The sequence below is a fragment of the Pedobacter sp. UBA5917 genome, from assembly GCF_002432345.1.
GTDB lineage: Bacteria > Bacteroidota > Bacteroidia > Sphingobacteriales > Sphingobacteriaceae > Pedobacter.
The window spans coordinates 1-22,231 of sequence record NZ_DJDT01000135.1; the positions used below are offsets into that span (position 1 = coordinate 1).

The following is a 22,231-nucleotide window of genomic DNA, read 5'->3' on the forward strand; positions in this document are numbered from 1 at the left end:
AGCGGTTTCCGGCAGGAGTTACGGTACCACCATTACCATCAATACAGTTTGGTTTTACGGCAGTGGCAGATCCATACAGTACGGTAGAAATATCAGACAGCTTACTTTGCGAATTGTTGGCTACATTATATACCATCGCACTAGCCAAGCCGTTGTTTTTTACATAATTGGCTACTGCAACCTGATCGTTATTTCCCAGATCGAAACCTAAACCTAATTTGCTTTTTGGTACACCAGCATTAATGTATGGTTGTAAACGGCCTGCGTAATTAGAAGAAAAGTAGGTTTGCTCAAATACATAGTCTAAAATATCACCTAATTTTTGATTGTTATAGGTCGAATTAAAATAATTTGCCTGATTAAAAGCTGCCATGGTAATCAATTTATCAGTACCCAACCTCGCCCTTAAAGCAGCTGCTGCGAGTACAAGCGAGCCATCGTTTGCTGTACAGGAAGAATATTCATCATCGATATCGATTCCATCCAAACCATATTGCTGTACTGCATTGGCACATTGAATAGCAAAGGCATCAGCTTGTGCGTAAGAGGTAAAACAGCCCCAACCTGCATTCTGATGGTTGCCCAAAACATCTAGCACCACTTTTATTCCCAACGATTTTAGGTAAGCTACTTTGCCAGAATTTAAGGTTTCCTGTACCTGTGGATTGAAAGAAAGGGTTGGGGTGCCATTTACAGAATTGATATTTGCCGCAAAAATTACAGAAACGCCAAATAACTGGGTTGCGGAAGCACCATAGGTGTAACAGCCAGGATTAACAAAATTGTTGCTGTTTACCTCTACATAGGCTGTCATAAATGGGCCTGTTAAGGCTAATGCAGAAGCGTTGGTAACGGCCCTTGCACTGCCTATGGTAGCTGATAAGTTGTTTTCTTTTTCGGAATTGGCTTTTTTACAAGCGTACAACAAGGCGAAAGCTGTTAACAGCAATACGCCGAAAACGGTTAGTTTTCTCATAGTTTAAATTTTGGTTAGAAATTGGTTAGATATAAAAAAGGTAGGATAACCTGCGCTATCCTACCTGGGGTATTTGTGTGTTAGAAATTTGCTTTATCTAAATCCCACCATAATCTGGTACCTCCGTTGTCTGGTCCTGATAACAATGAAACTGCTTTTTGTACTTCAGTACGGTTGGTGCTATATTCGTTCTGAGAAAATGGCAATCTCCTAATCTGAACCGTAGTTGAAATAGAACCTCCACTGTTATTTTTAACAACAGGCAATAATTTAGGATATCCTGTTCTGCGGAATTCACTCCATGCCTCTTGTCCTTCCGGGAAATTTGCTATCCATTTTTGGGTAATAATGCGTTCCAGTTTTTGTTCATTGCCTGCACTCTCGTCCCACTTAACAGTAATTGTTGATGGTACAGGTGCATTATTTGCAGCGTTTAAAGGGTCAACATAAGCCGCAGGTGTACTTGTTGCATCTGCCAAATATGCAGTTGCATTAACACCCCATTGTGCAAATGATGTTTGTACACCTTGCTCATAAAGGGCTTGAGCGGTACCATTCGTATTATTCCAGCCCCTTAACGCAGCTTCCGAACGTAAAAAATATACTTCGGCAGCAGTCATTAATACCGGCGCAGTTTTTAAAGTATACGATGGTGTTCCATCTTTAAAGTTAAGTGTAGAATATTTTTCATATTTGAAAGCACCCACATCAGATCCGATACGGATACCTTTATATTGACCGTTGGAAGCGTCATCAGTTGATTTATCCATGTATTTTGAAATGCGTGGATCGTTATACCCGCTCATGTAAGTTTGGATAGATGCACCGATGCAGATATTGGCCCAGTTTTGTGAGATAAAAACCAAAGGATTACTGAAGTTGCCATTTGGTACACTTACCCTAACAATTTGGTTATTATCGGTAATTACACCACCATTTGCCGGATCTAAAGCTTTTTCTCCCTGTGATTTAGCCAAGGCAGGATCTACTTTTACGATCCTTAAGGCTAATCTTAAACGAAGGGAATTTGCAAAACGTAGCCAGTTTTCGAATTCTGTACCTTTGTTCGTGCCATATACAAGATCCATTTTTGAAAAATCGAAAGGTAAAGATTTACCACCTGCTATAAATGTTTTTAGTGCTGCAGTGGCAGCATCTAAATCAGCAAAAAAGTTATTGTATACATCTTTTTGGCTATCGTAAGGTACACCGGTTGCACCATCTGTTAACGGACCAACTTTAGTGTATGGGATAGGGCCATAAATATCCGTTACACGGTGCATGCCCTCTACTTTTAAAATCTGCGCAATTGCCCAAATTCCAGGGTACTTGGTATTAACCTCTTGTCCCTTAAGAATATCAACATATCGCATAATATCCAGATAGCCCACTTTAAAAGGTTCAGTATTCCAACCTGATACTAAAGCATAATTTAAATTATTGTTACCGCTTGCAAAATTGATCTGGCTCATAAAATAGCCTGAATAGCAATCGGAGTTTAAATTTTGTTGCAATTGATAAGAATTGGGGTCGCCGCCACCAGAGAAATTGTAAACCCCCATTTGTATATGTTTAAATGTGGTTTCCATGTTGATATCTACAGCTAAATTGCTGGTGTTGTATTCTTCAAAATTCTTTTTACAGGAAGTAGCAAAAAGAATAAGCATCCCTGACAAGATATATTTGGATATGAAATTAATACGTTTCATGATTATTATTATGTTATGGTTAAAACCTGATTAAAAATTAGCGTTTAAGCTGATTCCGTAACTGCGTGTTGCCGGTGGCATAAATATATCTACACCCGAAAGGCCATTTCCTGTAGACATGGTCAACTCAGGATCATAAGGAGCTTTCTTGTAGAAATAAATTAGGTTTCTGCCTGTTAATGAAAGTTTCAGTGCACGTAAAAAACTATTTTTAATATCGAAAGTATAACCTAATGCAACTTCTCTTAAACGTACTGTTGTTGCACTGTACATATATTCGCCCGATACACCTTCTCTACCGCCTACAGTTTGATACCATTTATCCGCAGCAACAGTACTAACAGGTGTACCTGTAGGGCTCACACCGTTAACACTAACACCTCCAGCCAAACGGGCATCGCCACTGGCTTTCGAGACACCATAAGAATCTAACATCGATTCAGTTACCGACATTACTTTTCCACCAAATTTTCCATCAACTAAAAAAGATAGGTTTATTTGTTTATAGGTGAAATTGTTGTTCCAGCCCAATTGCCATTTTGGATTTGGATTTCCTAAGAACGTAAAGTCGCCACCCTGAACAATTGGTTTTCCATCAGCATCAATCATAATCCGGCCCTGAGCATCGCGCTGTAGCGTTTTACCATAAATATCACCAAATGATCCACCTACACTGGCAACTGATTGGTAGTTAGCACCCGATGCACCTGATAAAATTGCTTTATTTACAGTTGGCGACAATTCGATTACCTTATTTCTGTTCATTGCAAAGTTTACCGATGAATTCCATTTAAGGTTTTCACTATTAAGTATATTGTTTAGGCTAGCCACAAATTCGATACCCTGATTTTGGATATTTCCGGCATTTAAGTAGGCTGTACCATAAAATGAAGCTTCTGGCGCAGCGATCAGTAAGGTTTGATTATGTGTATTGGTTTTGTAGTAGGTAAAATCTAACCCTAATTTATTACCGAAAAATCTCCATTCTGTACCGATTTCGATAGATTTTGTTCTCTCAGGAGCTAAATCTGAGTATGGAGAAACCGATCCAAGCGGTGTTAAGCCCCCGGCTCCGATAGTTGCCAAAGGTTGTCTGCTTTGATAAGCCAGCGGTGCATTACCCACCTCAGCATATGAAGCACGTATTTTTGCAAAACTGATCGATTTTGGTAATTTGAATAATTGGCTAAGTATAGCATTTGCACCAACAGAAGGATAAAAATACGATACCCCTTTTTTAGTGAAGGCTAAAGGTGATGCCCAATCGTTTCTGGCAGTTACATCTAGATATAAGGCTTCGTTATATGCAAGGTTTGCACTGGCAAATATAGATTGGAATTGTGTATGGTTTTCTTCAAGATCTCCGGTTGAAGAAGGGTCGGTAATTAAGTTTTGAAGGGTAAAAACATTTGGATAAATTAGGCCGACATCACCTGATGAAGCAAAACGATTTCCCTCTGTTTTAGTATCTCTGATACTTGTACCAATTACTCCGGTTATTTTAAATTTTTCGCTGATAGATCCGTTAAAATTCGCCAATAAATCTGCGTATTTCTGAACATTTACACTATTCGAATAAGAATAACCGCCATTTGCCTTGGCAAGATACTGTGAAGTTCCGGCATACAATTTCTGATCGTAGATATCATTTATTCTATCAATACTTCCTCTTGCCTGAATATTAAACCATGAATTTACTTCGTATTTTAAATTTCCGTTTAATAAAATCCTATTTCTATTTAGGGTATTCAGGTTGCGGTTAACAATCCACCATGGATTTTGCTGTGTATCTTCGCTAAAGCTTTGAACACCGTTTGCACGACTCGTTGCAATCCAGTTTTGCTCGTTTAATAGCGTTAACGGATTTAAAGATTCGTATCCATTTTTGTACGGAGTAATATCTACACCTCTTGGAAATAGATACAAGCCGGTAAGTGGGTTAAAATAAAAACCTGCAAGCGGAGAATTTTCTATTTTCTGCGTTACATAATTTACACTTGCATCAGCCGTAAGTTTGTTATTGAAAAAATGACCGACTTCTTTAAAATTTAAATTATTACGGGTTAAATTATTATTCGGCTGAATACCACGCGCAGTAGTATTTGCATAAGAAATGTAAGTTTGTGCTAATTTTGAACCTGCAGACAAACTAATTGAATTTGTGTAATTTGTTCCGGTTTGGAAAAAACTCTTCAGGTTATCATTCGATCCTGTTGTTGCAGCACCCCAGCTTTTGTACTGATCTGAAACACCATAAGAATTTTGAAACTCGGGTTTAAAAGCAGCCTCATCAAATGAAGCACCCGACGAAAAATTAATTTCTGTTTTGCCTTCTTTCCCACTTTTTGTAGTTACAATAATAACCCCATTAGCTCCCTGACTACCGTAAAGTGCCGCAGCCGAAGCACCTTTTAATATCGAAATATTTTCGATATCGTCGGGATTGAGGTTAGAAATCGGATCACCACCATCATAAGAGTTGGTGCCTCCATATGCACTTCCCGGCTGATTGGTTACTGTATTATTCATTGGCACGCCATCAATTACGTATAATGCCTGATTGCTTCCAACCAATGATTTTGAACCCCTTAAAATTACTTTCGCCGAACCACCCACGCCTGAAGAACTGGAAGAAATGGTTAAACCGGCAACTTTACCGTTTAATGAGTTTGCAAGGTTTGTACTTTTAACTTTTGTTAATTCCTCTCCTTTTAATTGTTGCGTAGAATAAGTAACAGATTTTTCTGATCTTTTAATACCCAAAGCCGTTACTACAACAGTTTCCAGGTTTTTAGAATCAGTACCTAAAGTTACATCGAGTGTAGTTTGTGTACCAACTGTTACTTCCTTACTCTGGTAACCGATAAACGAAAACACCAAAACATCACCGGTTTTAGCTGCAATGCTGTATTGACCCGAATTATTGGATTGTGTTCCACCCTGGGCACCTTTTATGGTAATGGTTACGCCGGGAAGGGGGGCACCGGTTTCGTCTTTTACCGTTCCTTTAATCACATCCTGATAAACCGAATGGTAAGAAACTGCCCGTTTAAAATGATCTACTGGAGTAGCTGCATACAGACCTGCTGATGCGTAAAGCAATAAGCATGTGAGCTGTAGAGATTTTTTCATATTCATTATGAATAATTTTGAATAAGTATTTGGTTAATTGTTTGCCAACCTTTGGGATTTCCATCCATTAGGTTTATTGTTAAGAGTATTTTGCTTACAGAAATTGCCTACAAGGAAATTGAATTATTTTTATTTTTTTTTCATTGCGGTGTATAGAATCACGCAAAGGCAGAAAATGGCTTTTTTTTTAGCCACGGAGGCACGGAAAACAGTAGTATTTTTTATATGAAAGTTGTTATGCTGAGCGTAGCAAAGCATCTGTTAGTGATGAACCACTAGCACTGACAAAATGAGAATCCGTGACTAAACTTGTCAAAAGATCCTTCACTGCGTTCAGGATGACAGCATAAAAATTAATGGAATTAACTTAGATGCTCTCAGGTGGCTTAGGTGGTCAAAACAAAAATGAAAACTGAATTGTGTTCAGCTTAGAACAGTGTCAGATGGGAACATCTGACACCACGTAAGAACTTTTTTAAGCACAACTCGGCCTACGGCTTTTGGCCTTGGCACTAAGACTTGCGTTAGAGTATGTATTTTAATATTAGACGTCGGACGGGACATCTGACACCACAAAAACTAATTAACACCCCAGTTATAATTCGGTTCGCTTCCCATCACCAGGCTAAGTTTACCACCTTTTAACAATTCTGAACTTGGGAAAGAAAAAGTATTTAACGTTTTACCGTTTAATGTTGCACTTTGGATATATTTATTTGCCCTTGAGGCATTTTTAGCTTCGATGGTGAATGATTTTCCTCTGCCATATTGATTACCGAGATCGATAACGACCTTGCTGAATAAAGGACTTCCGATTTCATACTGTGGATTGGTACTGCAACCGCCATCGGTTTGGAAAAGTCCTAACGATACCATGATAAACCAGGCACTCATCTGTCCCTGATCTTCATCGCCGAGGTAGGCATTGGCAATATCAAAACCATAATACCTGTCGATAATTGCCCTGCTCCATTTTTGGGTGAGCCAAGGTTTTTGTACGAAGTTGAAAAGGAACGCAAAGTGCATCGATTGCTGGTTGCCCTGCATAATCGGATAATCCCAATAAGCATCGTTGGGGGCATTAAAACGCCATTTATAACTTTCGTTAAAACCCCAGTTTAATCTGTCGACAAATTTATCTTTTCCGATTATTCTGGCTAGCCCCTGTACATCCTGAGGAACAAAAAAGGTAAGCTGCCAGGCATTTCCCTCTACATAATGCTCGTTCGCACCAGATTTAAAAGGATCGAAATCCGGGAACCATGAACCATCTGATTTTCTCATACGGGCGAAACCCGAAACGGTATCGATCACGTTTTTCCACCAGTTGCCGCGATCTGAAAACTCGGTGTATTCTTTGTTTTTTCCAAGCGATTTGGCAAACTGGCCCACCGTCCAGTCATCGTAGGCATATTCTAAACTGTTGCTAAATCGCCCCTGATCATAAGGTACATACTTATGTTTCAGATAAGGTAACAGATCTTCATTACCGGCACGGCCGTTGCCAACTGTTGCTGCAGGTTGGGTCTGCATTTTGTAAACGGCCGAAAAAGCTTTCTGGGCATCATAATCACGGATTCCCATCTGATAAGCCCCAACAATAAGCGGGATTTCGTGCTCGGCAACCATTACCGGGATATATTCCATACCTGCCGGTCCTTTTGCCAGGTAACCATTGGCATCGTACATGGCCAATTGCGATTTAACCCATCTCGACGACCATTCAGGCGTTACCAGATTCCAGAACTGGTTTAAATTCCAAAAGGTGTTCCAAAAGGCATCACAGCCCAAAGCCACATCGTTAGCATTGGCAAATTTCCTTTTTTGCTCTGTTGCATCAATCCACGAGCCATCAGTATCGCTCCAGGTGTTCCGGCTGCATAAAGCACGGTACATATTATTGTAAAACCTGGTTTTTTCGCGGCTATCATCTGATGAAACAGCCACTCTATCCATTAATTTGTTCCAGGTAGCCACATGTGCAGCACGTACGGCTTCAAATTTCCAGCCGAAAGGTTTTTCTACCTCTTCGTTAAGGTTGCGCGATGCACCTTCAATACTCACCAACGAAATCCCTGAGCGTGCCTGTACTACATTATTCGTCCGTGTATCAAATTCTGCGTACATGCCGGCACCATCAACTGCTGTACCTGTTAGGTTGGTTCCGGTTACAGGTTTCCCATTAATCCATCCACCTATTTTTTTGATATCCTGATCAAATTCGATCACAAAATTGACGGTATAATCCTGATCTACGCCTCCAGACCATGCGTTGGCTGTATGCTGTACGCTATAACCTTCTATGCGGCGCTTGCTCACCTGGTTAATCTGAAAGCTTTTGATCTTATAGTCGTACTCTGCCGGAACTTTTAAATCGATCATTACCCTGCCATCTTTTGACCGTGGAAATGTATAACGCTGAAAGCCACACCTGGTTGTTGAAGTTAGTTCAGCCTTGATGCCATATTTTTTGAGCATCACTTTATAATATCCAACAGGTGCTTCCTCAGTACTTTTATCAATATCGGAGCGGTAGCCATCGTTTTGATTTTCCTGCGATCCGATCTGATATTTAATATCACCATTTACAGGCATCATGCCCAGGCCTGCCATCGTCCATTCGTGGATATGGCTAAAAGTACCTATGCTTTCAATTGTTGGGTCGTAACCGGCCATCCATCCGGGGTTTTGGTTATCGGGACTTAATTTAACCATGCTAAAAGGCATCCACGGACCAGGGGCAATCATCCATCTTGAGTGCGCTGTGCCGATTTTGGTATCAGCATATCCTGCACTTGTTTTCAGGGGTTGATCCGAAGCCATAGCCGTACCCTCAGCAATGATTTTACCTACAGATATTACCTGCCAGGCCATTTTTTTAGGCTGTTTGGCTACAGGCATAGGTGCTTCCAGTACATAACGACCGGTATCAATCTGGCTCGTAAGTACAGTTTTTCCATTGATTTTTATCGAAATGGAAGGTTTATTGTCCAGATGTTCAATATCCACCAATAAAGGCTGTATTTTATTACCATTTTTGGATAAGGTGTAATTGGCTGCTTTTACATTTCTAACATATAAATCCTGTGAGGCCAATGGATGTAATTCTGCTTTTCCCTCCAGTCTCACATCATCAAATACCAGCCACGAACCTTCCAGTATGGTTAATGTAATGGTATTGCCGCCCTGGTGTAACAAACCTTCCGGAATATCGATTTTATACACTTCTGCCTTTAAATCATTGGTATCTCCATAAATTCCCTTGTCTTTTTCGTTTGCTGGAAGGTGGAATTTAAAATCTTTTCCATTGATGATAACCTTAAATAAGGGTGGCTTTTTTCCATTGTATGCCAATATATCGGTAATGAACCGGAACTTCTCTGTAGGTTTAAATGGTTTTAGATCAAACAGTATATTGAGCTGGTGCGAGCGTATGCCCGAAGTAGGGCCGGTTCCGCCCCAGCCATCTGCCGTACCGGGCAGTACGTAAGGCCAATCGGTAGCAGGTTTTGATTTCCCTACCAGATAGTAACGGTCTTCCCAGCCAAAATCCTTTGCTAAAAACTGCTGATAATTTCCTGGTGCCAAAGCGAAGCCATCCGTTTTATTGTCTTTGTCGCCTATTTTCCATACCAGGTTATTTTGTGCGATGCTTAAAGCGGGAAAACTGATGGTGGCAAATACGGCGAATAAAAGCTTGGCAAAACGGACTTTAAATTTATTCATACTAATGGGGGATGATATCATGGGTTACGCTATAAAACGATTTAATATGTACAAACATATAAAGTGAAAAATTATAATCAAAATTAAAAACGTTAAAATGTATTTAAGCTGCTTTTATTCACTAATTTGACTGATAAATAGTTGATTTGTCAGACCATATGTACTAAATAAATTTTTTGTTACAGCTATTTGTAATTTAAATAAATGTGTATATGTTTGTACATATAAACTAGCCAATATTTTTCATCCTAGGGATACCATCTCACATGCCAGCACTTTATGCCCGGTTGCGCATGATAAATTTCGAACAGATAAAAAACAGCTATAAAACCAAATGATTAGATTTAATAATATCATCCATATGAAAAAAAATATTGCATTGGCAACGTTATTAGGACTTGCACTGCCCGGTATATCTTTTGCGCAGGAAAACCCTGGTACACAAAAGCAGGAAGTAAACATACAACCAGCGGTAATGGATAAAGTAAAAACCATGGCCGAAGAACTGATTAAAAGGGGTTTTACAGCAGGCGATGGCTATGGTGAGGTTTGGATCAGGGATTTAAATACCTTTATCGAACTGAGCTGTAAGGTGAACGATAAATCGCAGATCAGAAAACACCTGATTACATTTTTTCAGTTTCAGCAACCTGATGGGGCTATTTTGGACGGTTACATCCCTACAAGTAAAGCCACTATATACGGTAAGTTTTATAAATCTGAGTTGACAGATGAGTATCTCGGGCATAAAAATACTGTAGAAACTGATCAGGAGACTTCTTTAGTCCAGGCTGTTGCAAAGTACATTCGCAGTACGGGCGATAAAAGTATTTTAACCGATAAAGTTGCAGGTTTAACCGTCAAAAACCAGATGGGGCGTGCACTCGATTTCCTGTTGAAAAACAGGTTTGATGAAAAACACGGCTTACTTTGGGGTGCAACAACTGTTGATTGGGGCGATGTACAGCCTGAACATAGCTGGGGCGTTGTAATAGATGAAAATACGCATCGGGCAATCGACATTTATGATAATGCCATGTTTTTGATCGCTATAAAAGATTTTATTGCCATTGCTGATTTAAATGCCAGTGAAGCAGGTAAATGGAAGAAAGTGTACAATAACATCCGACAGAATATCAACAAATATTTATGGGATGAAAAAGCACAGCAGTACATCCCGCATATTTATTTAAACGGATCACCTTTTCCGGCATCGTTCGATGAATCAAAAATTTATTATCATGGCGGTACAGCTGTTGCCATCGAAGCTGGTTTGTTAACCAAAAAACAGGTGAAAGAAGCTTACCAGCGGATGCAAAAAAACGTGGCTGATGCCCATGCTGCAACAATTGGTCTTACCATTTATCCGGTTTATCCTTTGGGTACGTTCGAAAATAAGGGAATGGGACCGTATTCTTACCAAAATGGGGGCGATTGGACCTGGTTTGGAGGACGTATGGTTAGCCAGCTAATCCGCTATAACCTGCTGGCAGAAGCCAAAGAAGCTTTAACACCAATGTTGGATAGGGTAGTTAAAAACAATGGATTTTATGAGTGGTATACGCCAGATAATAAACCAATGGGTTCTTCGAGCTTCAGGGGAGAAGCCGGCGTATTGTGGACGGCGATAACAGAATTGGAGAAAAAGAAGTAGGTTATCCAAGTTCTCGTCATTTCGAGCGAAGTGCAACGCAGTCGAGAAATCTGTCTCGAGATAGATCTCTCCGTTTCGCTGCGCTTCAGTCGAGATGATTGTTATGATAAAAACAAATTTTAAGCAGCAATATTATAGTTGTTTTTATAGCTTTCTTGGTTTTTAATAACTGCTGCAATTCTGAGTGCTATTTTGTTCCTAATTGCATTAATTATGCTCATGCTATGCTTCCCTTCAGCTTTTTTTCTATCATAATATGCTCTGAATTCCTGATTGTGCTGTATCAATGATAATGCACACATATGGAGTAGCCTTTTGAGTTCTTTATTGGCCATGCGGTGCACCCTAGGTCTACCTTTAATACTTATACCACTGGTCTGTTCAAATGGAGCAACCCCTGCATAACATGCCAGTTCTTTTCCGCTAGGCTGCCCAACAAAATTCCCCGTACAGCCAATCAAATACACCGCTGTAACATGCCCTATACCGGGAATACTGATCAACAGTTTATAATTCTGCTTGAAATACTGATTTCCGTTAATGATTTTTTTGATCTGATCTTCGAGGTTTTTGATTGACTTGACTATACCATCAATTGCATTTTTAAGTGCTTTCTCAATTAGTCTCTGATGCTCTTTCCCATTAACATTACCCAGTTCCTTTACCGAGATGCTAATACCAGACTTTTGTTTTAGCAGTTTTGTCCTCGCTGATATGAGATCTTTCAACAGGATCAGCTCGGGATCCAAGGCCGCTGTAGCTCTTAGTTCATCCGCCTCCTTAAACGCATAATTGCATAAACGGATACTATCTATCTTATCGTTTTTGCCCCTGGCTATCCCAAAACTCCATTTGATATGGGCGGCATTGCCGATGTGAATGGGCAGGTTCCTACTACTGCAGAAAGTCCATAGCAAACGGTGATAGATCCCGGTATTTTCCATCACAACCAGACAATCCTCATTGAATGTAAGCCTGTGCGATTTCAGCCACTTCTCAAACAGTGTTATTCCTGATGCTGTGTTGTCAAAGCGTGCAGTTTCCATCTCCTGTTTCACATGGTTTACAACGGCCATCAATGCAACATCGAAGTGGGGTTTGGAAACATCGATCCCGATAAAAAATTTTGTAACGACAATCATCCTGTTATTTTTTATGTTTGCAATAGTTACCTAAATTTTTACCCCATCGATCCTAGTCCTTAATAATGGGAAATACCCTAATTGTTATCTGGTCACTAAGGGAAAAAACGGTAGCGGATTGCATCATCTCTTAGGCATAAAACCTTGACGACATTTTAATGTGCCGCTACCGATTTAGGTAATCTGATTAATAATTAAGCAAAATAAATAGTTATAATCCTTGAATAAAAGATCAAGACAAATCTAAAGGACGACCTTTTTATAAAAAATAGAACCCCGCTATATCTCATCCAAACAATATAGTTTTCATCTATATCGTTATCAATAAATACAATTAACAATTAGTGGATCGGGGTTGATTGACTCCTCTTTTAGCCTTACCTTTGTGCCAACAAAATTAAAGACAAAAAATTATGGCAATAGTAGGTAAAAAATTCCCAAGTGTTAGTATTGATGCAATGTCAGACATGGGTGATGACTTGAAAATCAATGTATTTGAAGAGGCTGTAAACAAAAATAGCAAAGTGTTATTGTTCTGGTATCCAAAAGATTTTACTTTCGTTTGCCCTACAGAATTACACGCTTTCCAAGCTGCTTTACCTGAATTCGAAAAAAGAAATACTATCGTAATCGGTGCATCTTGCGATACCAACGAAGTTCACTTCGCATGGTTAAATACACCAAAAGATAATGGCGGTATTGAAGGTGTTACTTATCCAATCTTAGCTGATACCCACAGACAATTATCTGGTATCCTTGATATTTTAGATCAGGAAGTTAACTACGATGAAGAAGGAAACGAGTCTTTCTCAGGTTCTAACGTGTCTTTCAGAGCGACTTATTTAATCGACGAAACTGGTAAGGTTTTCCACGAAAGTGTTAACGACATGCCGTTAGGTAGAAACGTTAAAGAATATTTACGTTTAATCGATGCTTATGCTCACGTTCAGAAACACGGCGAAGTTTGCCCTGCAAACTGGGAAGAAGGAAAAGAAGCAATGAACGCAAACAGAACTGGTGTAGCTGAATATTTAGCTGCTAACTAATAAAACAAAACGTTATGTTTTTAGAATTAACAGAAGATAATCTTCAACAATACCTGGCCGATAACTCGAAGGTGATGGTTCAGTACGCTGCGTCGTGGTGCGGAAACTGCAGGATCATGAAACCTAAGTTTAAAAAACTGGCTTCGGAAAATGGAGATGTAGCTTTCTTAATTGTTGATGCCGAAAAACTTCCAAACTCACGCAAATTTGCAAACGTTGATAATTTACCAACTTTCGCAGCTTTTGAAGGTGGCAGCTTGGTAGATCAGGTGCAAACCAACAAAGCAGAAGGTTTAATTGAACTATTTAACAAGATAAAGTAATGAAGATTCCGGTTATAAGACAATTGTTTCAAAATACCACTCCGGCACAACTGGAGACAACTTTAGAGGTGTTAGAAGCTTTCTGCGAATTTAGAGGCGTTAGCGAGCACGAAGTTGATGTGGCTGGCGAAATGATTACCAATATCTGCGGTGCCTTAGAAGTACACCAGATGGTAAGCGAGGGTGCTGCCGAAAAAGATGCATTAAATGCTTTCGGCCAAAAAGTGATGGGTTCGATTGATCGATAACTGTTTGAAGCTTTAATCCCGCTTTTTCGAAATATAGAATTCCCTGTAGATGAAAATCTGCAGGGAATTTTTTGTTTATAAACCATCTTTTTCGACTACTCGTCATGCTGTCCCGAAGATTCGGGATCAGCATCTTTCATGCAATTAAGATATAGTGTCTATTAATACCTCTGAATCATTTTTTTTGGAAAGCAAGGTTCGGTTTTCTATCGGCACCTGCAATCCTGCTTTACCTGCTGCCGATAGAAGAAATCGGCATTCGTTCAATCAGGTTTAGTTGGCAGGGCTTTGTCATTCTGAACGCAGTAAAAATCCATAAAAGAAAACCCTTCGTTTCTCGGCTGCGCTACGCTCGAATTGACGAGACTGCTGGTCGGGATTTTCAATCCCGTCCTCTGAGCTGTGGATTTAGAATCCACTCATAAGGATTCCAAATCCTTTACTCTTAAATCGGGATTGCAAATCCCGACTAACAAAAAAAGGTCTGTGCGGACACAGACCTTGAATAGATTATTTTAAACCTTCGCTAACGCTCCTTTCTAACGAGCGTTGAATAGTTTCTCGTTTACAAACGATAGAATCGTATTGCTATTTATGCACTCGTTTGGAAACGAGCGCAAACGTTTTTCGAGATTATGCCAAATTCCTTCCGGCGTTTACAATTCCGAATACCGTTCTTACCGCAAGTTTTTCTAAAGCATGCTGATCTTTTTCGTTCTGATCGTGCTGTAGTTTTTCTAAAGCGAAATGCTGGATCAATACCAAAGGCAGAATGATTTTCTCGCGGGTGGCGATCGATTTTTTATCTACCGGATAATTGGCCATTAAAGTTGGCTGTCCTGATAGTTTTAAAAGCATCTCTTTGGTTAATTTAAACTCATTGTGTAGTTGGGTCCAAAATGCTCCAAACTCTTTATCGTTAGCTAAATGGGCCGTAATTACAAAGTCCGATTTGCTCATACTCATCATACAGTTATCAACGATGGTTTTCAGGTAATCAGAATCTTCATAAACCTTAACCACTTTAGCCCAGTTGCCAGCCTTTTCCTGACTACTTAATGCTGTTCCCATGCCATAAAAACCAGGTACATTCTGTTTAAGCATGCTCCAGGCGGTTACAAAACTAATGGCTCTTAAATCTTCGAGTTTCATTTCGCCACCACCGTTTCTTTTTACCGGACGGCTACTGATATTGGCCTGCGATAATAATTTTAATGGAGATAGTTTCTCTAAATAACTTACAAATAATGGGTGTTCGCGCAGATCGACGAAAGCTTTATAACTTTCTTCGGCCATTTCATCAAGTACGGCTTTATTTTCAGGATCCAGAAGTACGTTATGTTTTTCTTTCAATCCGGAGGTTAAACCGGCGTTGATCAATTGTTCGATATTAAATTCGGCACTTTCTACCGAACCATATTGCGAACTGATGGTTTGCCCCTGAACGGTTAACTGCATGTTTTTATTGGCAATTTCTTTACCCATTGAGGCATAAAAACGGTGGGTTTTACCACCACCACGTGCAGGCGGACCGCCACGGCCATCGAAAAATGCCAATTGGATATTGTGTTTGGCCGAAACAGCAGAAAGTGACGTTTTACCGTTAAAAATAGACCAGTTTGCCATTAAATAACCACCATCTTTAGTACTATCAGAATAACCGAGCATAATATCCTGTTTATTACCACGGCTGGCCAAATGTGCTTTATAGAACGGATTACTATACAAAGTGTCCATAATCTCTGCAGCACCTTTTAAATCGTTAACGGTTTCGAAAAGTGGTACAAAATCAATGGTAAGCGAATCCTTGCTCCAACCGTTCCAAAGGAAAAGTTCGATCAGCTGTAAAATATCACTTGCCTGCTGGCAGTTACTGATAATAAAACGGTGACAGGCTTTTTCGCCATTGCGTTTCTGTATGCCTTTAATTTCTTTAATTACCTCAATGGTATCTTTTGTTAAGGCATCGGCCTCGCTTGCGTAAACAATTGTGGCTTCTTTAAACGAAATCAGTTTCAGTTTTTCAGCTTCCGATAGTTTGTCGTAATCAGCAGGGTATAATGAAGAAATAGGTTTATTTTCGCGGCAATAAGCATGTACATTTCTTAACACGCGGCTATCCTGACGGATATCCAGTGACGCAAAGTAATTGCCGTATAAATCTATCTTGCGGATCAGGTTGTTCACCAGATCAACAAACAAACCATCGTGTTCTGCCAATAAAGTATCTTTGATCCTGTTCAGGTTATCCCTTAATTCGTCAGAAATATCGTGCGGTTCGCAGGTCTGGTCAAAGGCATTCTGATAAAGCACATCGTGCAGTTTCGCAATATTTTCTTCAACACCCCTAAAGGTAATGCGGCGTTTAATTACCCTAAAATCGCGATAGTAGCAGCGGAAAAGGATCTGGCGCAGCATTTTAGAAACCTCCAAAGTGGTATCGGCGTGGATATTCGGGTTACCATCCCTATCGCCGCCCGGCCAGAAACCGAGCTCTAAAATTTTCTTGGTCTCCAGGTTATATTCGTCTAAATTCTGATCGATCTCTTCCTGGATGTTTGCCGCAGCAAAATAAAAGGTATTTTCGAGGAACCAGGCCAGGTTTAAGGCCTCATCAACCGGTGTTGGCGATTTTTTATTAAAAAACGGCGTTTTACCCAACTGCTGCAAAAGCGAGTTCATCGAAATAATATCATTATCCCTAATGGCTTTGGTTAAATCGGTAATAATGGCCAGTACGCTGCCCGGATAAAACTGGGTTGGGTGCGCCGTTAAAACCAAACGGAGCGAAAGTTCGTCGATCAGTTTCTCAATTTTGGCCAGTACCGGTTTATTATCAGCATTTTTCTTTAAAATAAATGCCAATGTACTCTGCTCATCAGTGGTATTTAATTTGGTAAACGAAGCATCTTCAACGGCATCAAAAAGTACCACCTGGCGTTCGATATACTGGATAAAGCGGAAAAGCAGGTCTACAATATCCTTTCTATCGGTATAGCTGGTATACTTGGCAAAAAATTGCTCGATAATCTGCGCAGGTTTCTCCCCGTTTGCAATACCTTCTTCACAGCTTTTAAAAAATAAGGGGAGCAAAGTTCCTGTATCCTTAATCTTATAAAAAGGCAAGGTGAGAAATAAGCTGTTAAATAGTTCGAATTTTGAGATTACCTCATTATTGAAAATAGATTCTCGTTGCGTAGTTAGACGAAGTTTGGGCATAGCTTATGCAATAGTTTTGTATACCGTAATACTACAAAAAATGCATAAGGTATTAAAATTCTAAGGCTTACAATTTGGAAAATTGTAGAATAAATTTTAATTTTAGAATCTTATTTGGCTACGATGTAGTGAAGTAAGAACATTTGCAATGTTTAAGGGCATTGCATTGATTGTTAATTTTTTGGGTTAAAACAGCCGATGTAATAAAATACACCGGCTGTTTTTGTTTTTTGCCATTATTTAGGCTATTTCTTTGCAAATTTTAATGCACATCTGTCGGAATGTTTGCGTTTTTCTTAAACTTTTGAAGATAAAGTAACGGAATTGAGAACAACATAATCAATCCGGCAACCCAATAAGCATCGTCATAAGTAAGTAACATTGTTTGTCGGGTCACAATTCCTTCCATCGCTTTTGCAGCCATAATTTTGGCATCGAACAAACTCTGTCCTTTTGCCATAAATCCTCGGATCAAACCATTAAATCGATCAACGAACGATTGATTGTAATCATTCAGATTGGTTAACAGGTTGCTTCTGTGGAAACCTGAACGGATGTGGATCAACGTTGTTAAAGCTGCAATACCGAACGATCCGCCCAACTGGCGCATCATGTTATTTAAACCCGAACCCTGACCGATTTCAGGTCCTTTTAAATCCTGGATGGCCAATGTGGTTAAAGGCACAAACAATAAGGCCATACCCACACCCCTGATTACCAATGGTAAAAAGAAATCACCGGTACCCGATTGAAGCGTTGATTTACTCAGCATCCAACAGAAAATAAAGAACGCCAGCATACCAAAAGTGGCCATAAACTGCGCTGGGATACCTTTTTTAAGCATAATACCGATAAAAGGCATCATTACAATGGTACATAAACCACCGGGGAATAATAACTCTCCGGTTTGCAGTGCCGAAAAGCCCAGTAAATTCTGACAGAATACCGGAAAGATAAACACCGAGCCGTATAAACCAAATCCTAAAATAAAGGAAGTAAACATACCTACGGCAAAACTTCTGTGCCGCATAATTTTAAAGTTTACAATGGGGTGGTCGGTACTCATTTCTCTCCAGATGAAAAGCAATAAGCCAAATACCGATGCCGCAGCCAAAGCTGTGATATAAGGTGTGGCGAACCAATCTTCGCTCTCTCCTTTTTCGAGCAATGTTTGTAAACTACCTACTGCAATAGCCAATAACGCGATACCCCACCAATCGACAGGTTGACCCTGCCCTTCTTTCGGGGTGGCCCGCACAAAGGAATATGTACAGTAGGCCGCGAGTATTCCGACGGGAATATTCACATAAAAAATCCACGGCCACGAACTGATATCAAGGATATATCCACCTATGGTTGGCCCAACAGTTGGCCCCACTACTGCACCCAAACCAAATAAGGCTGTTGCAATACCCACATCTTCACGTGGCCAGGTTTCGATAAGGATAGCCTGTGCTGTTGATATTAAACCACCACCGGCCAATCCCTGTATGATCCTGAATAAAATAAGTTCATTCAATGAGGTGGCATTTCCGCATAAAAAGGAAACAAGAGTAAAAACGATGATGGAGGTAAGAAAGTAATTTTTCCTGCCAAACCGGTTACCCAACCAGCCCGACATTGGCAATACGATAACGTTTGCTACCGCATAGCCGGTGGAAAGCCAGGCCACATCCTCCAGGGTGGCGCCCAGGTTTCCCTGTATCTGTGGTATTGCCACGTTTACGATAGTTGTATCAATCAGCTCCAACAAAGAAGCTGTGATTACCGTAAACGTAATAATCCACTTTTTTAAACCTACTTCGGCCATTTTTATTTATTATTTAGTAGATACTGAAGCTTTAACGCTCATACCGGGACGTAATTTAGCCAACAGTTCTTTTGATGGATGGATTTTAATTTTTACCGGAACACGTTGAACAACTTTAACGAAGTTACCAGTAGCATTATCAGGAGGCAATAAAGATCCTTTTGCACCAGTAATTGGAGAGAAATTATACACTTCGCCTTCAATTTTTTCGCCAGGATAAGCATCAACTTCGATCTCTACTTTAGAACCTTCTTTGATTTTTTCCAACTGGGTTTCTTTAAAGTTTGCAGTTACATAAATGCTTCCGTCGTTTACGATTGAGAATAAAGACTGACCAGCCTGAACCAATTGTCCTTTTTGAACATTCTTTTTAGAAACAATACCTGTAGCCGGAGCTTTGATATCGGTATACGATAACTGAAGTTTAGCAAAATCGATATCACTTTGGCGCTGGCTGATTACATTGCTGCTTACGGCCAATTGCGATTGTGTGGTACCTACCTGTTTAACCGCAGCATTGTATTGATCCTGCGCAGCCTGATATGCTGCGATAGCCGATTGCCTTGCTGCTTCTGCTGATTCTTTATTCGCCTTTGCCTGGTCGAAAGCCTGTTGTGTAATCGAACCGTCTTTTACCAGGTTCTCGTAACGGTTATAATCTTTCTGTGCTAAATTTACTTTAACATTAGCGGCCTGAACATTTGATTTTGCAGCATCAACGTTTGCTTTTGCTGTACCGGTATTGGCCTGTGTAGCGGCAATTTGCGATTCTGCAACACCTACACCAGCGTTTGCGCCTTTTTGGCCAGATTGTGCCAGCTCTAATTTCACTTTGTAATCGTTATCATCAAGTTTAACCAAAACCTGACCTTCGCTTACACGTGTATTTTCTTCAAAATTAATATCCTTAACATAACCGCCAACACGGGCAACAACAGGACTGATATCTCCATCAATCTGAGCATCATCCGTATCTACGTGTTTGCTATAATAATTCCATTCAGTAATCCCGAAGATTATACCTATTACTAGTAAAACACCTAAAATGATGGGTACTACTATGTTCTTTTTTTTCTTTTCAGTTGTCATTGCTGTATTTATTGCGTTATTTTTCCTGTTGATTTTAATAGTGTATAGTAAGCCAAACCTGCATCTGCCTTTGCTATCTCTAAGTTTATTTTTGCCTGGTATAATAAGGTTTCTGCATCGATGCGGTCGGTAACCGAAGCCACGTTGTTTTTGTATTTCGATGCCAGTAACTTATCATTCTCTGTTGCCTGGGCGATTGAAGTTTCCAGCACCTGGATTTTATTCATCGCCACCTGGTAACTTTGGAAGTTTTTGTTGATATCGGTTTTTACCTGATCAGACAGGATATCTTTCTGAATGGTAATCTCGCTCTGCTCGATTTTTGCCTGGCTTACCTTATGCTTGTTTGTCCAAAGGTTTCCGAAATTCCACGAAACGGTTGCACCTAAAGTAATCGGCATCAGATATTGATTTGCCGGTGGAATAAAATTACCGCTTGGGTTAATGTAATAAAGGTTTGCACCAATACCAACCGTTGGTAATGTATTTGCCTTTACGGTTTTGATGTTAAAATCGGCCACCCTGTTCTGTACATCAAGTTGTTTCAACTCCTGGCGGTTGGCCAAAGCCTGTCCGATGTACTCGTTTAACGAACCCGGTGTTTTTAAACCCAGTGTTGGATCGGTAATTTTAACCTCTGTATCTTCTGGTAAACCCAAAAGAATATCCAGGTTATAGTTGATTACTTTACGGTTGCTCTCGATATCCATCTGCGTTAGCGTAACATTTGCCTGTTGCAATTGGAAGCGCAACACATCGTTTTTGGTTACAATGCCCTGTTCGAAGAAACGTTGTGCCTGTTTAATCTGGGCAGCGATCGACTCTAAATTCTGATCAACCACTTTTCTGCTCTGCAAAACCTTATATAAAGAATAATAGGTATTGATTACGGCATAGGTAACTTCCTCTTTGTTTTTGTCGCCATCTAAACGGGCAACCTCGGCCAATAGTTTGGTCGATTCTTTTGCATATTTTAATTTACCACCGCCATATACCAGTTCCTGCACTGCTGCCGTTCCTACAAAAGCATCGGCTCTTTTCGGTAGGCGGAAAGACGATTCGCTACCTGGTAATGCAAAAGTTGTTGTTGGGATTTCGGCGTGGTTGTACATAAAGCTCGCGTTTCCGGTAGGTAAAGCGTTATCTTTAACAACCGCCAGCTGTGCAACTGCCTGATCGATTTTGTTCTGCGAGAGTTTTAAATTTTTACTATTGGCTATACCAAGTTCTATTGCTTGATTAATGTTTAATTCCTTACTGCTCTGTGCAAATAAAGCCGCCGGAACTAATGATGCCACAAGCATTAACCTAATTGATTTGGGTATCATTTTTTTGATGTTAAGTAAACTGTTGTTAGATCTTGTAAGTGGGTTATGGCCCGCTCTTTAATAATTTTTTTGTCTTTTGGATCACTCAGATCGAAGTTGGAGCATGACATTACTTTGTGTGGGGCAATAACAATATGGGATATGGTGCCCATAATGGTGGCGATAACCATCCTTACATCTACCTGCTTAAAACTGCCATCCTCAATACCGCCCGTAATAATCCGGTCGATAAGCTGCATGTTCTGGCTCATGGCATCCTTAATCTTATCGTACATTTCGGGCCTTTGGGTTAACGAAAGTTCCCTGTGCATCATTTTATGGAAAGCCGTGTTGTTCATGATCCTGTTTACATAACCTTCGATAACCTTATGCAATTTTTCCAATGCCGAAATTTTATCTTCGTTGATGATTTTTAACTGAGATGCAAAGCCTGCAATACGCTCGTTCATGATCTCCACAAAAACCCCCTCTTTCGAGCCGAAATAATAATTTATCATGGCCATATTCGCCCCCGATTCCTTGGCAATCTGACGGGTAGAAGTTCCCTCGTAGCCTGTTTCGCAGAACAGCTTTTCAGCTGCATCCAAAATGGCCTGTCTTTTATCTACTTTTTCTGTTTTCATTTCTTTTTGACAGCACAAAATTAATCAATCGTTTGATTAATTTCCAAATGTTTGCATGCTTCTTTTACATTATCTTGATAAAAGGTATCTTTTATTTATTCCAAACGTCATGCTGAATTTATTTAAGCATCTTTAGCACGATGGAGCCTGAAATAAATTCAGGGTGACGACCACTGAAACTAAAGCGAATTAAATATCTCAAATGA

Annotated in this window: 14 protein-coding genes; 4 read left to right on the top strand and 10 right to left on the bottom strand. The window is 40.0% G+C overall.

The features are described from left to right. From B2V92_RS08215 to B2V92_RS08230, 4 genes are all read right to left on the bottom strand, one after another. Positions 1–976, bottom strand: a 976-nt coding sequence (locus B2V92_RS08215) for a glycosyl hydrolase family 18 protein (RefSeq protein ID WP_293306715.1), incomplete at its 3' end; no start/stop codon positions are given. A gap of 80 nt (positions 977–1,056) precedes the next feature. Beyond that, positions 1,057–2,685 carry a RagB/SusD family nutrient uptake outer membrane protein gene (locus B2V92_RS08220; RefSeq protein WP_293306717.1) on the bottom strand — a complete coding sequence of 543 codons (1,629 nt, stop codon included), beginning with the start codon at positions 2,683–2,685 and terminating at the stop codon, positions 1,057–1,059. A 30-nt stretch (positions 2,686–2,715) separates the two neighbouring features. After that, a complete protein-coding gene (locus B2V92_RS08225) occupies positions 2,716–5,817 on the bottom strand; it encodes a SusC/RagA family TonB-linked outer membrane protein (RefSeq protein ID WP_293306719.1) in 3,102 nt (1,033 codons plus the stop codon). Positions 5,818–6,396: 579 nt separating this feature from the next. Then, positions 6,397–9,543, bottom strand: a complete 3,147-nt coding sequence (locus tag B2V92_RS08230; protein WP_293306721.1) for a GH92 family glycosyl hydrolase — start codon at positions 9,541–9,543, stop codon at positions 6,397–6,399. A gap of 361 nt (positions 9,544–9,904) precedes the next feature. Here B2V92_RS08230 and B2V92_RS08235 point away from each other — a divergent pair, with 361 nt between their 5' ends. Then, complete coding sequence (locus B2V92_RS08235) at positions 9,905–11,197, top strand: GH36-type glycosyl hydrolase domain-containing protein (RefSeq protein ID WP_293306723.1); 1,293 nt, start codon at positions 9,905–9,907, stop codon at positions 11,195–11,197. 119 nt (positions 11,198–11,316) lie between these two features. On the opposite strand, the gene B2V92_RS08240 is transcribed toward B2V92_RS08235, so the two are convergent. Next, positions 11,317–12,339: an IS110 family transposase gene (locus B2V92_RS08240; protein ID WP_293306725.1), complete on the bottom strand. Its 1,023-nt coding sequence runs from the start codon at positions 12,337–12,339 to the stop codon at positions 11,317–11,319. A 413-nt stretch (positions 12,340–12,752) separates the two neighbouring features. Here B2V92_RS08240 and B2V92_RS08245 point away from each other — a divergent pair, with 413 nt between their 5' ends. The 3 genes from B2V92_RS08245 to B2V92_RS08255 are packed head-to-tail and all read left to right on the top strand — an operon-like array spanning position 12,753 to position 13,956. Further along, complete coding sequence (locus tag B2V92_RS08245; RefSeq protein ID WP_025141704.1) at positions 12,753–13,385, top strand: peroxiredoxin; 633 nt, start codon at positions 12,753–12,755, stop codon at positions 13,383–13,385. Between the two features lie 14 nt (positions 13,386–13,399). Beyond that, entirely contained in the window at positions 13,400–13,708 is a 309-nt protein-coding gene (locus B2V92_RS08250; protein WP_293306740.1) for a thioredoxin family protein, read from the top strand. Then, complete coding sequence (locus B2V92_RS08255; protein ID WP_010599336.1) at positions 13,708–13,956, top strand: DUF6952 family protein; 249 nt, start codon at positions 13,708–13,710, stop codon at positions 13,954–13,956. Before B2V92_RS08250 ends, B2V92_RS08255 begins: the two co-directional genes overlap by 1 nt. A 633-nt stretch (positions 13,957–14,589) precedes the next feature. Here the strand turns inward: B2V92_RS08255 and B2V92_RS08260 are convergent. The 5 genes from B2V92_RS08260 to B2V92_RS08280 all read right to left on the bottom strand — a co-directional run bounded on the left by B2V92_RS08260 (position 14,590) and on the right by B2V92_RS08280 (position 22,025). Further along, positions 14,590–17,175, bottom strand: a complete 2,586-nt coding sequence (locus tag B2V92_RS08260) for a phosphoenolpyruvate carboxylase (protein ID WP_293306753.1) — start codon at positions 17,173–17,175, stop codon at positions 14,590–14,592. A 262-nt stretch (positions 17,176–17,437) separates the two neighbouring features. Beyond that, positions 17,438–18,985 (bottom strand): DHA2 family efflux MFS transporter permease subunit, encoded by a 1,548-nt coding sequence (locus B2V92_RS08265; protein WP_293306755.1) that lies wholly within the window; start codon positions 18,983–18,985, stop codon positions 17,438–17,440. Positions 18,986–18,994: 9 nt separating this feature from the next. Further along, positions 18,995–20,074, bottom strand: a complete 1,080-nt coding sequence (locus B2V92_RS08270) for an HlyD family secretion protein (protein ID WP_293306757.1) — start codon at positions 20,072–20,074, stop codon at positions 18,995–18,997. Positions 20,075–20,082: 8 nt separating this feature from the next. Continuing rightward, a complete protein-coding gene (locus tag B2V92_RS08275; RefSeq protein WP_293306759.1) occupies positions 20,083–21,402 on the bottom strand; it encodes a TolC family protein in 1,320 nt (439 codons plus the stop codon). Next, positions 21,399–22,025 carry a TetR/AcrR family transcriptional regulator gene (locus tag B2V92_RS08280; RefSeq protein WP_293306761.1) on the bottom strand — a complete coding sequence of 209 codons (627 nt, stop codon included), beginning with the start codon at positions 22,023–22,025 and terminating at the stop codon, positions 21,399–21,401. Before B2V92_RS08280 ends, B2V92_RS08275 begins: the two co-directional genes overlap by 4 nt. Positions 22,026–22,231: the final 206 nt, after the last annotated feature.